The sequence below is a fragment of the Alcanivorax sp. IL3 genome (assembly GCF_047495465.1).
GTDB classification, from domain to species: Bacteria; Pseudomonadota; Gammaproteobacteria; order Pseudomonadales; family Alcanivoracaceae; genus Alcanivorax; species Alcanivorax jadensis.
This window is the reverse complement of the sequence record NZ_CP179931.1, coordinates 3551986-3567440: the sequence shown is the minus strand read 5'-3', so window position 1 is coordinate 3567440 and position 15455 is coordinate 3551986. Positions and strand designations below refer to the sequence as shown.

The window sequence follows — 15455 nt, the reverse complement described above, 5'->3', positions numbered from 1 at the left end:
CTATGAGTGATCATGACATTGTTCTTTCCGTCGTTGACGATGAAGGCATCGAGGCCTGGCTGGAACGGGTGGTGGATGAACCCTTCCGTCTGGAGCAGGTCAGCCGCAGTGACCTGACCCGGGTGCTGCGGTTGTTGGAAGCCACTACGGCCCATGTCGTGATGGTGGAAATTTCCGAAGTGGATATGGACCAGTCACTGGCGATTATCACTGCCCTGACCAGTGCTCGCCCCTGGGTAACCGTGATTACCGTTTGTGCCCGCGCCAATCAGGAATTGCTGCTGCAGTCCATGCGCGCCGGTGCCCGGGATTGTTTTGTGGCAGGCAGTGAAGCCGGCGATGTCCGTGATCGCTTGCGTCGCCATCAGCTGCTGCGAGTCGGTCACTATGATGATCAGGCCCGTTCGGCCACCAATAATCTGACCCTGGTTGCAGCAGCGAGCCCCACGGTGGACACCCGTTTTCTGGCTCAGAACGTGGCGTTGGGGTTGAACCGCCTGTTCCCCAATGAGCGCTGCCTGGCCATCGATACCCAGCCCGCCGAGCGCGGTATTTTCTATCTGGATGTGCATAACGAATACACCCTGGAGAACTTGTTGGCGAGCCCGGAAACCCTGGATGAAACCCTGATCGGCACCGCTTTGGAAGAGTACCGGCCAGGGCTACGATTGCTGGCCGGCGGTATCGATAGCCGCGAGCTGGAGGGAGATCGCAGCGCAGATCTGTTTATCGCGCTCAACCACCTGATGCAGATGTTCGATCGCATCGTGATCAATGTGGGCACTCTGGAGAGCCGTCACTGGGTGCGGGCGCTGGGTATTCATGCCCGCCATCTGCTGATCACCATGCAGCCGCTGGTGGACCAGGCCCATGCCGTGCGGACCCTGGGCAATGAATGGCGCTCTCACCTTGGCCGCGATAGCCAGGTTCATCTTGTTGTGGATGGCATGGAAGGCAAGGTGCCACCGGGGCTGGATGAGCTGTCGGAGACCGCCGGAGTGAGCCTGCTGGGTGGATTGCCCATGGACTGGCGTCATCGCCTGATGGCCATGAACAGTGGACTGCCGATTCAGGAGCAATCTTCCCGCTGTCGTTACAGTCGTAGCTTGCAGACGTTGATGAACAAACTGGAGTCCCAGCAGGAAAACAGTATCGGCGAGAGCTGGTGGCAACGACTGCGTAGCAACGGATAGCAGGAGCACTTGTGGCGGGACGAATCGACGCGGAGTACCAGCACCTCAAGGATCGCACTCATCGCTGGGTGGTGGAGCGGCTGGATGAAGAAGGCATCGAGGTAGGTAATACCGGCCGAGATCAGCTTGCGGATTTTGTCCGAACCGCCGCAGGGCAGCATATCGCTCTTAACCGGGTGCCCCTGTCCACCCAGGACCTTAATCAGCTGGTGCGCGATACGCTGGACGAAGTGACCGGCTACGGGCCGCTGGAGCCTTTGCTGGCAGACCCGCGGATCAACGATATTCTGGTCAATGGTCCGGACAGCGTCTTTATTGAGGTGGCCGGGGTGCTACAAAAGGCATCGGTGCGGTTCATCAATGATGACCATGTAGTACGGGTGATTCGTCGCATGCTGGCTCCCCTGGGGCGCCGGCTGGATGAATCCAGCCCCATGGTGGATGCCCGGCTGCCGGATGGTTCCCGGGTCAATGCGATCATTCCGCCGCTGGCTCTGGACGGCCCCAGTATCAGTATCCGTAAATTCACCGGTAACCATCTGAGCGCACAGGAGCTGATTGACAGCGGCTCCCTGACCGAAGCGTGCCTGGACACCATGGTCAAGGCAGTGGAATCGCAGCGAAATATCATTATTAGTGGCGGTACGGGTACTGGTAAGACCACCATGCTGAACCTGATCAGCCAGTATATTCCTCGCCAGGAGCGCATCCTCACCATTGAGGATTCTGCCGAACTGGTGCTCAACCATCCCCATGTGGTTCGTCTGGAAACCCGCCCGGCCAACACAGAGGGTAGGGGCCGAATCAGTGCCCGGGAGTTGGTCATCAACGCCCTGCGGATGCGCCCGGACCGGATTATCCTCGGTGAGGTACGTTCCAACGAGATCATCGAATTGCTCCAGGCCATGAACACCGGCCATGATGGTTCCATGAGCACCATTCATGCCAATAGCACCCGCGATGCTCTGGTGAGGATCGAAACCTTGCTGGCGGTCAGTGGCTATGAAGCCAGCGAAACCGCTATCGGCCGACTGATCGGCTCGGCGCTGGATATCATCATTCAGCTGGAAAGGTTGCCCGATGGTCGCCGTCGCGTCAGCGAGGTGGTGGCGCTGACGCCTACGGAAAATGATCTCTATCACATGGATTACCTGTACAGGAGTCAGGCATGAGTGCAGTGGAGTTGCTCGGCATGGCGCAGATGCTCGGCATTATTGCCGTGCTGACCGTGCTGATGCAGCTCGTCTGGTTTCGCTACCGGCAACGTAGCCTGCTCACCGAGCGGGTGCGCCAGCGTTTGCAGCAGCGGATGGAAATCGGTGGTGAGCCGGGACAGGTGCGAGTGGTGGCGGGGCCGCTGGAGCGGCTGTTATTGCGGGCCGATATCCGCCTGTCCAGAGTACAGTTGTCGTTACTCGGTATTGTTATCTTCCTGATCGTGGTGCTGGTGCTGGCATCTTCGGGGTTCATTGCGGCTGCTGTAGTGCTGGCCCTGTTGGCGGCGAGCCTGTGGATGTATTGGCGGTTTCGCTTCCAGCAACAGCGACGCATGATTTTTGAGTCCCTGCCTGGAATCATGGAATCCACTTTGCGCTATATGAGTGCGGGCCGGTCTCTGGAAGCGTCCCTGCTGGAATCTTTTCAGGATGCGCCACCCGTGTTTGCGCCGTTGACCTTCCGGTTGCGCAGTGCCATTGAATCGGGACGGGATTACACCGGCCTGTTTGAAGATTTTTCCAGACTTTACCAGGTGTCGTCTCTGGTGCTGGTTTCCATTGCATTACGTACTTCTGCCCGGTTTGGTTCCTCCATTAGGCCGGTACTTGAGCAGGTGGCCACCTCGCTTCGCTCCCAGCAGGAGCTGCGTCGGGAATTTCTTGCCTCAACGGCTGAAACCCGTTTTACAGCCGGTGCCTTTACCCTGCTGCCACTGGGTATGGCTGCGTACATGATGCTGATCAACGAGAAGTATGCCGAGGTTCTGCTGAACACGGATACCGGCCATACCATGCTGATGATCGCCGGCATCCTGCAGGGTGTGGGCGTGCTGGTGATCTGGCGAATGATCCAGGGGGTGGGCCGTGAATAATGCGCTGCTGATAGTCGCCATTCTTCTGTCTGCGTTGTCCTTGTGGCTGGTATACAAGACCCGGGACTGGGCGCTGCGTGCGCGCGTTAGTCAGCGTTTGCAGGATAGCGGCAGTCATCGGGACGATGAGGATCGGGGGTTCTGGCTTTGGAAGCTTTCCAGTGCATTGACGGACTCCTCTGTCGCTTCCGGCGATTATCAGGAGATTCGCCAGGCGTTGGCAGGCATGGGCAAAAGCCGCGAACAATCCCAGGTTATCTACCTGCTGTCCTGCTGGCTGTTGCCGGGCCTGGTGGCTCTAGTGGGATTTCTGGTGTTCGGTCTGTTGGGTGGCCTGCTGGCATCGGCAGCGGGATTTATTGTGCCGCGGCGGATGATTCGCGGCATGGGCGCTCAGGCCGAATTGCGACAGAATCTGGAAGCCGTGGAGCTTTGTCATATGACGCGGATGCTGATGGAGGCGGGTCTCTCGCTGGAACGAGTGCTGCGTATCATCGGCCGCCAGGGTCGACCACTTCTACCCATTCTCATTATGCGGATAGATCGTTTTAACCGGCTGATGAAGTCTGGTGCGGAGCGCACACAGGCGCTGGATGAACTGGGTGAAAACAAGCGTATTCCAGTGTTGCGTAGCTATGTGGTGCTGATGAAGCAAAGCAGCCAACTGGGGGCGGGTGTCTCAGCTAGCCTGGATCAGATTATTGAAGAAGCCCAGAACGTGGAACGTAGCCGCATCCGGGAGGAAACTAACCGGATCGGCGCCAAGATGACGGTGGTAATGATGGCGTTCATGCTGCCAGCACTGTTTATCTTGATCGGCGGACCGGCGGTGATTTCCATCGCCGATGCATTGGCACGATAACAAGGGAGTAACAACATGCGTGGCATGGTTTGGGGAGCACTGGTATTGCTGGCGGGTTGTGCCCACCAGTCAGTGCCGGAGTCGGCCCCCGGCACAGTGGATGTATCAGCAATTGCCTGCAAGGACGCATTGCAGCCAGAGCAGCGCGTGGATCTGGAAATGGTTGATACTCTGATGGCCAAGGGGCGCAATTATGCGGCTCTGGCACAGCTGGAAAGCAAGCCGATGGGCGCAATCGACCACTGGTTGCGATACGGCCAGTTGCTGGCAGCTTCCGGCAAGCTTGATGAGGCCGAACAGGTATACCGGACCCTGGCCAACCGCTGTGATGATGGTCGCAGCCGCCATGGGCTGGGTATGGTTCTGCTAAAGCGGCATGAGGTCATGGCGGCACTGTCGCATCTGGAGCGTGCACGAAGCCTTGCGCCCGCCACCTCTCAGGTGCGTAATGATTATGGCTATGCGTTGATGCTGGTGGGGCGCTATGAAGATGCCGCCTTCGAGTTGCGAACCGCTCTGGAGCTGGCGAATGGCAAGGGACCGGTTCGTCAGAACCTGGCAGTGGCCTATCTGATGACCGATGACCGTGAGGGGCTGCAAGCGTTACAGTCCAATTATGGGTTCTCGGAGGATGAAATCGCCTATGCCGAGAAACTCAGTGAACAGTTCGGGAGGACCCGACAATGAAAAAACTGGCCTTGATACTCGTGTTGCCTGGAGCGGTTCTGGCAGCGGAGCCCCAGCAAACCTATAGCTTTGGTGTTTCCGGGCAGGTTGTCAGTAATGAATCCGAGACAGTGACTGACTGGTTGCTTAACCAGCAGCGTGACTCCCGCCCGGCAGGGCAGAGTGAGCTGTCAGCGCCGCTTTATGTAGATACCCAGCGCCGACTGGCAGACTCCTTCCGTACCGCGATTCCGGAAAGCTTCGGTGAACAGACCCGAGACGACAATTAACCGTCTCCGGCAACGCGGGGCCTTGTCAGTCATTACCCCGCTGTTGCTGTTGATCGTCATTACCCTCACGGTCATGGCGCTGGATGGTGCGCGCCTTTACAGTTTGCGCAGTGATATGCAGGCTCAAGTGAATGTGGCGGCCCAGGCTGCAGCAGGAGAGGCTCAGGCCTGTGGTGGGCAAGCACCCAGCACTGCCCTTGTCCAGCAGCGCGCATTGGCGGCGGCAGCCGCCCAGGGCTTTCAGGGTGCTGCTGAAGAGCTGGAAGTGCAGCTCGGTGTGATTGATGATACCGATAATGATGGTGTGGTGGCTTTCGCTCCCGTCAATATTATCGAACAAAGTAATGCGGTGCTGGTGAGCTATACCCGCACAGAACCGATTTCCATGCTGTTGCCGCAATCGGTGTTCGGGGGCATTGATATTTCCGTCAATGCTGCTGTGCGCAAGGAGGTGGTGGCAACCGTCAGTGCGGCTGGCAGCACTGCAGGCGTGGGCGGTGATGCCACCTTGCTGGGCAGTTTGCTAGGCGTTGTTCTCAATCAGCCGGGGTTCAGTCTTGATCCGACTGACCTCAACAGCCTAGAAAATACCACCGTGCAATTAGGCGATTTGTTGACAGCAATCGGTGTTGATGACCTGGTGGATCTCCTGGCGCTTGATGCGTCCGAATTAGCGACGGCCATTGGTGATGTTGGAGACGTTACGGCGCCGGTTGCCGATCTATTGGATGATATTGTAACGGCCCAAGGAATCGATACTGTCAAAGTGGGAGACATTATCAATGTGGTGGAAAATGCCTCTGTTCCTGCTTCCAGTGAGTTTCCTGTCTATGATCTAGTCATCAGCCTGGTGCTCAATCTGGCTGAGCAGCAGCAGGCTGGAGCCGGCGGCCTGCTGTCGTTGCCGCTAACTATCAACAACCTGTCTGTCCCGCTTATCGCCAATATTAATTCGGTGGACCTTGGCTTGAACGTGGGTGAGCCACCGACTGTAGCTGTCGGTCCTGCTCGTCAGGACGCGGATGGGGAATGGGTCACCCGTTTTTATGCGCCGGATGTGACGTTGCAGTTATCCGCACAGGTAGAATTGTTGCCGATAAGCCTGGGTCCCCTGCTGACATTTTCTCTTGCGGATTTAACGGTCCCTCTGGCCGTCAATGCAGGCGGCGGCGAAGGCCAATTAATTTCCGCTGATTGCGCTAGAGGGCGCTCAAACTCGGTGGAGTTTGGCGTTAATCTTGATCGGGAAGTGGCTCGTATTGTAACCGGGCGGTTGGGGCCGGGGGGCGAGTTACTGCCAGAGCGATTGGAAGCAAATGTTGGTAGATTGTCGCTGTTGTCTGGGCTGCTTCCCCCCATCGAAGGCATACTTTATCTGAACGCGGAAGTGGAGGGGGAGGTTCCCGGTGTTGAAGAAACGGTGTTCATGGACCCTCGCTATAATTTGTATTGTGATCCAATTGAAGGATGCGATCAGTCACAACACAACGATCTGGGTGATGGGTTGTCTGGTCTGGATCTGGATATAACGGTTCATGAGGCTTCGCTTCTCAGGAGCAATTTTGGCTTGATTAACCTGACGCCGCTATTGACCCCTATTGTGGATCCGGTGCTTGTGCTTTTGAATGATGTCATATCAAGCCTCGCGGAGGCTGTTATCAATCCTTTGCTACGAACCCTGGGTGTTGGGCTGGGGGGTATTAGCGTTAATGTCAGTGCGGCCAACCAGGATGGTATCCAACTGATCGAGAATATTGCGGTTGAGCAGCCGGATCAGTGATGGCCCTTTCGGTCGCTCTTTTAGGAAACGGCTAATCAGAGGTGATGTTGGCACTGGAGTACTCTGCCTATTCGCGCCCTCTCCTCTGCTTCAGCCTGGATATTGAGTTTCGTGTTCTTCGAAGACTGCCAACCTGGCACCACAAAAAAAGGCCGCAAAAATGCGGCCTTTTTTGTGGTGCTCGACAACTGAAAATCAGTGCGACACAGTCGCTGGCCGATAGCGAGTCAGCTGGTCGGCAAACTCCTGCAGGGCCGCAATGCCTGACTCTCGGGCATCGTGATACCACTGCTCCAGAGCTTCTACCATCTCCGAAGAATTACGGCTGGTCTGGGTCCAGATGTCCTGCAGGCGTAACCGAAACTGGTAGATGGCATCCAGGGTTTCGTTGCTTTCGGTCAGCTTCTGCAGCCGCTTTTTCTGGCCGGGCTTGATCAGGCTTATGTCCCGATGGAAAAGGGCGTGGGCACGGGCATACAAATCGCGGGTAGCGTCACAGGCGCGGGCCTGTTCCTGTTTGAACACCGGCACGATGACGGTCTTGCGATAGGTGGCCATTACCTGGAAACGATGCTGCATGATGCCGCGCAGGGCATCCAGGTCTACTTTGCTGGCGCTTTTCTCGAAGGCCGGTTTGGGAGCGACTTTTTTCACCTTGGCCATACCCAGCATTTCAAACAGACGAATCCAGGCCCAGCCCATATCAAACTCAAAGCGGCGTACGGAAAGTTTCGCGGAGTTGGGGTAGGTGTGGTGATTGTTATGCAGTTCTTCACCGCCGATCAGGATGCCCCACGGCGAAATGTTACGGGAGGCATCGGCGCACTCGAAGTTGCGATAGCCCCAGTAATGACCGATGCCGTTGATGACCCCGGCAGCGAACAGTGGAATCCACATCATCTGAATCGCCCACACGGTGATACCGGCGGCACCAAACAGCAGCAGGTCGATCACCGCCATCAGAGTCACGCCGCCCATGGGGAAGCGGGAATAGATATTGCGCTCAACCCAGTCGTCCGGGCAGCCGGCGCCATACTTTTTCAGGGTTTCCTGATTTTCCGCTTCTTCACGATAAAGCTCAGCCCCTTCGCTGAGGACTTTTTTGATGCCTTTGACCTGCGGGCTGTGCGGGTCGTCTTCGGTTTCGCATTTGGCGTGGTGCTTGCGGTGGATGGCGGTCCACTCGAGAGTGTTCTGAGCGGTGGTCAGCCACAGCCAGAAGCGAAAAATGTTTCAGCACCGGATGCAATTCCAGGGCCCGGTGGGCGGAATAGCGGTGCAGGTATACAGTGACGCCGACAATAGTGATGTGGGTCATGGCCAGGGTGATCAGAATCAGCACACCCAGGCTAGGGGCCAGCAGGCCGTTGCTCAGATAATTCAGCATGAAAATCGCACAAGGTAAAAACGGAACTCCTATTGTGCCCAGTCAGGATGACAGGAAGAAGGTGCCGAACGGGTCATATTCGGACTTTCGGGCCAGGGGTTGGCCAGGGGGGATGAGCGGTAGGAAAAAGAGCCCCTGGGCCTGACGCAGGACGCAAAATAAGCAAAACCAGCGTGCTGGACTCAGGGCGACTACAGTGATTGGTGTCAGGCGTCAGAGCGGTCCAGCAACAAATGGCCGGACTGGTCCACCGAAGCCTGCCAGCCCTGGGCGAGCCAGGTCGTTCCCACCGCTTCACTGATCAATGCCGGGCCATGTAGGGTCTGGCCTGCGCCCAGGGTCTCGCGGTCATAAACTGTCACCAGCGGGTCCACGCCGGGCAGCTGCGCTTGGCGATTTGCCTGACCGGTTCGCGCAGGCAGGGGCGGCTGGGGAGGGGGATAGGTGGTGGCCAGGCTTTGTACCCTGATATTCACCTGTTGTACCGGCAGTGCCAGGCGGTGACCGAAACGCTGCTCATGGGCCGCGTGAAACCGTTTTTCTCGCTCTGCGGCGGCGCTCTGCCAGGGAATCTGTAATACGGATGACTGGCCCTGGTAACACATATCCACAAAGACCTGGTGCTGAATGTCGCGCTCCGGGACCCCTTCTTGAATCAGTTCTTCGCTGCCCTGTTGTTGCAGGGCTGTGATCAGGGATTGCAGTGTCGTGTCGTCAGAGGCCTCGGGCAGCGCCTGGAGGTGTTCGCGTTTACGGGGTGCATACACCAGCCCCTCGGCAGAAAGGACGCCTGCACGACGGGGAACAATGGCCCTCTGCATGCCCAGATTGTCTGCCAGGGCGCAGACGTGAAGACCGCCGGCACCGCCAAAACTGAGCAGGGCAAAATCCGCCGGATCGAAGCCTTTCTGAATGGAAATCACCCGTAGTGCCTGGGTCATGTGTTCATTGGCCAGTGCCAATACCCCTTCTGCCGTTTCCTCCATGCCGAGCCCAAGCTGTGTTGCCAGCTGCTGCATGGCATTTTTCGCGGAGGCCACATCCAGTGTCAGGGAGCCGCCGAGGGCGAAATCCGGTTGCAGACGGCCGAGCACTACATTGGCGTCGGTGACCGTGACCCGGTCACCGCCACGTCCATAACAGGCTGGCCCAGGGTCGGCGCCAGCGGAATGCGGCCCCACGTGGAGCAGGCCGGCATCATCCACATAGGCCAGTGAGCCGCCACCGGCGCCGATGGTATGCATGTCTACCATGGGAACCGCCACTGGATAGGGGCCTATGTGGCCCTGCTGGGTGAGTCGCAGGTCGCCGTCCAGCAGGGCAACGTCCGTGGAGGTGCCGCCCATATCAAAGGTCATCAGTTGCGGCTGCTGGAGCTGTTCGCCCAGTCGCTTGGCGGCGGCAAGGCCGCCGGCAGGGCCGGATAGCAGCAGGTTTACCGCCAGATCGGCGGCCTGCTCGGAGGCAATGGTGCCGCCGTGGGATTGCATAATTGCCAGTGGCGCGGGGCTTGTCGCCTGCTGAAGGCGCTGCAGATACTTGGCTACCTTGGGGGCCAGCCAGGCATTCAGCCAAGTGGCTATGCCACGTTCGTACTCACCCCGGGTGGGCAGAATGGTGTGGGAGGCACTGACCGGCAGGCCGGTGGCTTCCAGGGCCTCGCGGATCCGTTGCTCATGGGCCGGATTCAGATAGGAAAACAGCAGACACAGGGCCACAGATTGCGGCTGGTGGACAAGCACTTCCTCCACCAGTTGTGACAGGCTCGCTTCACTGAGTGGTGTCACTTCCTGGCCCTGGGCATCAAGCCGGCAAGATGTGCCGGCAACGGGCAAGGTCTCCAGCACTGAGGGGGGCTGTGTCGGTGTCAGGTTATAAAGCTCTGCCCGGTTCTGCCGGCCGATGCGCAGAATGTCTTCCAGCCCCTGGTTGGTGACCAGCACCGTGTGGACGCCTTTGCCTTCCAGCGCCGCGTTGGTAGCCACTGTAGTGCCATGGACGATGGCCAGCTGGCCCGCGGCCATGGCGTCATCGAGCCCAAGCTCACCAATGCCTTGCAGGATCGCCTGTTCGGGAGCTGTTGGAGTGGACAGTACCTTGTGAATACGCGGCTCGCCGTCCCCGAGCAGCACAAAATCGGTAAACGTGCCGCCGGTGTCGACGCCGAGCCAGTAGGAAACGGACATATCAGTTGACAGTTAACAGTTGAAAGTTGACAGCGAAAGACAAAAAAACTGGCAGCAAGGTAACATAGCTGGCGCCAGCACGCCCTTAGCTGTCAATTGTCCACTATCAACTGTCAACTGACTTTCCTATGCCCGAATTACCCGAAGTGGAAACCACCCTCAGAGGCATTCGCCCCCACCTGGAAGGGCGCACCCTGAAAGCCGTTACCGTGCGTGAGTCACGGTTACGATGGCCGGTCAGTGACGCCCTGTATGCGCTGAAGGATTGCCCGGTCATTGCCCTGCGGCGACGGGCTAAATACCTGCTGATTGAGCTCGAGGCGGGCCAGGTAATGATTCATCTCGGCATGTCTGGGACTTTGCGAGTGGTGGAGGCCGCTCTGCCGCTGCGCAAGCATGATCATGTGGATCTGTTGCTCGACAGTGGCAAGGTGCTGCGGTTTAACGATCCGCGACGTTTCGGCAGCGTGTTGTATCAGCCTGGAGGCGAGCCCCATGCGTTACTGGCGGCACTTGGCCCGGAACCCTTGGGTGAGGACTTCCATGGTAACTGGCTGTTTGCCCGCTCGCGGGGGCGCAAGGTGGCGGTGAAGAGCTTCATCATGGATAACGCCACGGTGGTCGGGGTGGGCAATATCTACGCGCAGGAAAGTCTGTTTATTGCTGGAATCCATCCTTCCCGGGCGGCAGGTCGGATTTCCCGGGAGCGTTACAAGCGGTTGGCGGATGCCATCCGGGTGGTGCTGGCCAGGGCAATCGAGGCGGGCGGCACGACCCTGAAAGACTTTACCAGTGCAGATGGTCAGCCAGGCTATTTTGCCCAGTCCCTGAATGTCTATGGTCGGGCCGGCCAGCCCTGCCCGCAATGCGAGGCGTTGCTCAAGGCAGATCGTCATGGCCAGCGCAGCACCAGCTATTGCCCGCAATGCCAACGCTAGTATGAGACCTGGTCCGCAGTCGGGTGCCGCTGGTCATGAATTGATCATTCAGCCTATTGCTGGGCTACGAACAAAGGTGTAGATTGTGATGCAATTGTCGGAATATTAACGACTTAGCTGGAACAATGTCAGCGATACTTTAACTACAAGAATCAAGACTCGAAGAGGGAATCACCATGAAGCGAGCAAAGCGCCCGGTAGTGGCATCCGCACTCGCGATCAGCATGGCCTTTGGGGCGCTGTCTCCGCTTGCTGCCCAAGCTCGTCAGATGGACGACATTGAAGGGAACCGGCCAGGTGAAATCGCCATGATCGCCGATACTTTGCTGGTGCGTCCGTTGATGCTGGGAGCGACGATTGTTGGTACCGCTGTTTACACGGTGTCTTTGCCTTTCACGCTTTTGGGAAAAAATGAAGACGAAGCCGCTGAAGTGTTGGTGAAAACCCCGGCTCGCTCAACATTCCTGCGCTGCCTGGGATGCACCCCGGCACAGAACGCTATGGATCGCTAGCTAGCGACCTGACAGACCTTAAAAAAAGAAACGTCCAGATCCTGGTTTGGACGCCAAGGAGAGAACAATGAAAGTATTTGCGGGGGCCGCCGCCTTGCTGGTACTGATGCCATCTTTGTCTGTAGCGGATGATGGTTTTATCGGGATCAATTATACCCAGTTGGAGCAGGATGACCGTTTCTTCCGGGGTGACCGTTTCGACACCGGTGAGGTCTTTGTTCGTTTGGGTGCACATATTAACGAGTATGTCAGTGCTGAAATGCGGCTCGGCACAACCCTGTCGGATCATTCTGAAAACAACACCCAATATCGCTTTAACTACCATGCCGGCGGCTATCTGTCTCTTGGCTACCAGCTTGGTTTGGTCCGTCCCTATGCATTAGTCGGTTTCACCGCAGGGGAGGAAGAGTTTGAAAAACCATCCAGGACTTTCAAGAATACCATTGAGGATGTCTCCTATGGTGTAGGGGCCGATGTCATATTTGGTGAACGTCTCGGTGTCAATGTGGAATATACCCAGTATTACGATATCGGGAATGTATCTTATAAAGGCCCATCAGTAGGCCTGGTTCATCAGTTCTGAAGTGGGGGAAGGAAATGTCTGAGATGAATAAGGCGGCGTCCTTGCGGTTGTTGCCAGGCTTTATGATGGGCCTGTTGGTGCTAATGCTGGCCGCCTGTGGCGGTGGTGGTAGTAGCCAGGATCTGATCCCCGGAAACGGAGGAACCCCCGGTAGTGATGATGGGTCCGGGTTCTCCATATCCGTTAGTCTGAATGATCTTTCTGGTGGTGCCATTGGCAGCGCGATGAACCCTATTTCAGCGGATAATCCGGCAAGGGCAAGAGCATTTGTTGCGCAAAATGGGGTGCCCCAGGAAGGTGTCATTGTCGAGTTCCAGGCATCACTGGGCGAGCTGTCGCCAGAAGGCGGTACAGCTTTGACGAATGCCAGTGGTGTCGCGACCATTGTTCTTCGCGCTGGTGATGTAGAAGGCGCCGGTCAACTGGTGGCAGGTATTCCGAACACCGATTCGCTGGGCATTGTGAACTTTGAAACCCTGGGCGATGCGACTGGCGGCGGTGGAACGGTGGATAATAGTAATGCGTTGTCCCTGGTGCTGCGTGACCAGAATGATACGGTGAACATCGCCGAAGTCAGTCGTGATCAATTAGGGTTGTTAAAAGCCTGCCTGGTGGACTCGGAGGGTGACCCGGTACCGGGTGAAGTCATCTTCTTCCAGACTTCCCTGGGGGTGATTTCTCCAGCCTCCGGTACCGCCCTTACACAGAATAATGGCTGTGCCAGCGCGAATCTCTCGGCGGGTTCTTCCGCGGGTGCCGCCGCCGCCGCCGCCTCCTATGGCAATTTGAACGCTACGGTCAATTTCGTTACCGATGGTTCCGGCAGTGATGTGCAGGTTGGCACCATTTCGTTTGTGCAGATGCCCACGGAGATCAATTCTTCTCAGCCCGAAAATATTACGGTTGAGGTGAGGAATTCCTCGGGGGCGACCCAGCAGAACAAGATCGTGGTTTTCTCCACCGATCTGGGCACTCTGTCGCCCTCTACCGGTAAAGTGCTGACCAATGCGTCAGGACAGGCAACGGTGTCACTGGATATCGGCAATGATTCTGGTGCGGGTACGCTTCAGGCAACCACTGATTTTGATAACCAGACCGTGGTCGAAGAGCGGGTTTTCAATGCGGTTCAGGATGAAGTGCAATTTGGTTTCGATGATGGCGCCAGCTTTCAGGAAGGGGTATTGGGCCTCAGCAACGATGACATCGCTGCCGGTAGCACGATTACCGTCACCGGTAACCTTCGTAATGTGACTGCGGGTACAGCCTACACCGACGAAACGGAAGTGACTTTCCAGAGCGTAAATTGTGGTACCTCTCAGGTGGAGGCCAGCAAGATTGCTCGCAGCGGCGTCGTCACAGTGACCTATACTGCCGGTGCGGGTTGTGATTCTGACAGTATCCGTGCGTTTGCAACCGTGAACGGCGAGCAGCTTCAAGCCCAGTCCGGCACAATCGCCATCGAGAATGCGGCGCCGTCTTCCATCGAATATCTTGGTTCGGATCCGGCTGACGGTCAGCTGAGCATCAAGGGCTCTGCATCTGTGGGTGGCCAGGAAAGTGCTACCTTGCTATTCCTGCTGAAAGACGAGAACGGTACGCCGCTCACCTCCCCTGCGGATGTGACGTTTACCCTCTCCACGACCATCGGCGGTATTGTATTTGCCGGTGGCCAGACGGAAATTGTCCGTCAGAGCAATTCCCAGGGTGAGGTCAGTGTACAGGTGAACTCCGGTACTGTGCCCACCTCGTTGGCAGTCCAGGCGACGCTCACCGCTCTCCCTGCAGTCACCACTAGTACAAATGCGCTATCAATCAGTGCCGGGCTGCCGGTACAGGAGAACTTTCGAATTGCTGTTGGTTCACAAAACCCATCTCCTGCTGGTGGCAGTATTCTAAATACACCGACTCAGGTGATCGCCAGTGCGGCTGATCAATTCGGCAACCCTGTGCCGGATGGCACTAATGTTCAGTTTGTGTCCGAGTTGGGAAAAATTGGATCCAGTTGTCAGACAGTAGATGGTACCTGTTCGGTAACCTGGACCAGCCAGGGTTTGCGAGAAGAAAAGTTCGATGCCTCTAAGAAAGGGCGGACCTGTGTGACTGCGCAGCCTGGAGAGTTTGTCTCTCAGTATGGTGTGGCCCGATTTGGGTGTGGTTTCCATGATCGTTTTGGTCGTAGTACGGTTCTCGCTTATACGCCTGGCGTCGAATCTTTTATCGACACCAATGGTGATTCAATCTGGGGAACGGCGGCGGATAATAGTGATCGGGTCTATGTGGATTTGCCAGACCCATTCGTGGATGCCAATGAAACCGGGTTGTATGGTGCTCCGCCTAATAATGTTTTCTTCAATATTGAAAATGCAGGAAGCTACCAGCAGCGTAATGGTGAGTATAACGGCATCAATGGCGATTGTGCTCAGGGAGGGGATTGCCGGATCTACGTAAGACGACAGCTGGTGATCGTATCTTCTACCGCAAATGTTCAGCTGTATCCTTTTATGGCCAATGCGGATTTGAGCAGCGCCGAATGGGTTTCTGAGCAGGCCTGGCTTGCCAGTGGAAGTAACGATTCCCCGCAAGGGTGGGCTGACGCGCTTTTTGTTGATTCTGTAGCAGGCAGCCCAGTGAGCGGGGTAACCGTATCCGCAGAAGGGTTTATTCAAAGCGTCACTTATGCCGATGTGGGTGGTTTTACCATTTCTCCAATGGTGGCAGATCTGAACGGTAACGCTCCTGAGGAGGGCACAACCATTTCGGTCGATCCTGGGGATATGCTGCTATCGGCAGGTGCAACAGAATGTACGATTGGTTCGACTTCCGAGCCAGAATTCTGCTCATTCGCATTCACCAAAAACCCCGAGGGGCAAAATTTCTTGCCGCTGGTGATTACGGTGGATCCGCCTACTGGTCGCGCAATAAGCCGGATCGTGCCAGTAAACTGATTCAATAGTTGCGGTTTTTGAAAC

At 56.9% G+C, this 15455-nt stretch carries 12 protein-coding genes and 1 pseudogene; 11 read left to right on the top strand and 2 right to left on the bottom strand.

From position 1 onward, the window contains the following. The first annotated feature begins 2 nt into the window (after positions 1 to 2). From ACMG4M_RS16660 to ACMG4M_RS16630, 7 genes are read left to right on the top strand one after another with little or no spacing between them, the layout of a single operon-like run. A complete protein-coding gene (locus ACMG4M_RS16660) occupies positions 3 to 1193 on the top strand; it encodes an AAA family ATPase (RefSeq protein ID WP_035248683.1) in 1191 nt (396 codons plus the stop codon). Positions 1194 to 1204: 11 nt separating this feature from the next. Then, the gene (locus ACMG4M_RS16655; protein WP_035248681.1) at positions 1205 to 2365 is read left to right on the top strand and encodes a CpaF family protein; all 1161 of its coding nucleotides are present in this window, start codon (positions 1205 to 1207) and stop codon (positions 2363 to 2365) included. Beyond that, complete coding sequence (locus tag ACMG4M_RS16650; RefSeq protein ID WP_035248678.1) at positions 2362 to 3282, top strand: type II secretion system F family protein; 921 nt, start codon at positions 2362 to 2364, stop codon at positions 3280 to 3282. Before ACMG4M_RS16655 ends, ACMG4M_RS16650 begins: the two co-directional genes overlap by 4 nt. After that, positions 3275 to 4144 carry a type II secretion system F family protein gene (locus ACMG4M_RS16645; protein ID WP_035248676.1) on the top strand — a complete coding sequence of 290 codons (870 nt, stop codon included), beginning with the start codon at positions 3275 to 3277 and terminating at the stop codon, positions 4142 to 4144. The genes ACMG4M_RS16650 and ACMG4M_RS16645 overlap by 8 nt, the downstream gene beginning before the upstream one ends. A gap of 15 nt (positions 4145 to 4159) precedes the next feature. Next, on the top strand, positions 4160 to 4831 hold the full coding sequence (locus tag ACMG4M_RS16640; RefSeq protein ID WP_035248674.1) for a tetratricopeptide repeat protein: 672 nt from the start codon (positions 4160 to 4162) through the stop codon (positions 4829 to 4831). Then, positions 4828 to 5100: a hypothetical protein gene (locus ACMG4M_RS16635; RefSeq protein WP_035248672.1), complete on the top strand. Its 273-nt coding sequence runs from the start codon at positions 4828 to 4830 to the stop codon at positions 5098 to 5100. The genes ACMG4M_RS16640 and ACMG4M_RS16635 overlap by 4 nt, the downstream gene beginning before the upstream one ends. 22 nt (positions 5101 to 5122) lie before the next feature. Next, positions 5123 to 6880 carry a hypothetical protein gene (locus ACMG4M_RS16630; protein WP_414430455.1) on the top strand — a complete coding sequence of 586 codons (1758 nt, stop codon included), beginning with the start codon at positions 5123 to 5125 and terminating at the stop codon, positions 6878 to 6880. Between the two features lie 195 nt (positions 6881 to 7075). On the opposite strand, the pseudogene ACMG4M_RS16625 reads toward ACMG4M_RS16630, so the two are convergent. Both ACMG4M_RS16625 and ACMG4M_RS16620 read right to left on the bottom strand, forming a co-directional pair. Then, positions 7076 to 8267 (bottom strand): annotated as a pseudogene (locus tag ACMG4M_RS16625) (fatty acid desaturase). Positions 8268 to 8473: 206 nt separating this feature from the next. Continuing rightward, positions 8474 to 10453: a hydantoinase/oxoprolinase family protein gene (locus ACMG4M_RS16620; RefSeq protein WP_414430454.1), complete on the bottom strand. Its 1980-nt coding sequence runs from the start codon at positions 10451 to 10453 to the stop codon at positions 8474 to 8476. Positions 10454 to 10581: 128 nt separating this feature from the next. Between ACMG4M_RS16620 and mutM the strand changes: the two genes are divergently transcribed. The 4 genes from mutM (at position 10582) to ACMG4M_RS16600 (ending at position 15431) form a co-directional block, all read left to right on the top strand. Then, positions 10582 to 11391 (top strand): bifunctional DNA-formamidopyrimidine glycosylase/DNA-(apurinic or apyrimidinic site) lyase, encoded by an 810-nt coding sequence (gene mutM / locus ACMG4M_RS16615; protein WP_272975155.1) that lies wholly within the window; start codon positions 10582 to 10584, stop codon positions 11389 to 11391. Positions 11392 to 11567: 176 nt separating this feature from the next. After that, entirely contained in the window at positions 11568 to 11903 is a 336-nt protein-coding gene (locus ACMG4M_RS16610; RefSeq protein WP_035248658.1) for a hypothetical protein, read from the top strand. Between the two features lie 67 nt (positions 11904 to 11970). Next, entirely contained in the window at positions 11971 to 12486 is a 516-nt protein-coding gene (locus ACMG4M_RS16605) for an outer membrane beta-barrel protein (protein WP_272975156.1), read from the top strand. A 14-nt stretch (positions 12487 to 12500) separates the two neighbouring features. Further along, positions 12501 to 15431, top strand: coding sequence for a hypothetical protein (locus tag ACMG4M_RS16600; RefSeq protein WP_414430453.1), 2931 nt, complete (start codon positions 12501 to 12503; stop codon positions 15429 to 15431). Positions 15432 to 15455 lie beyond the last annotated feature (24 nt).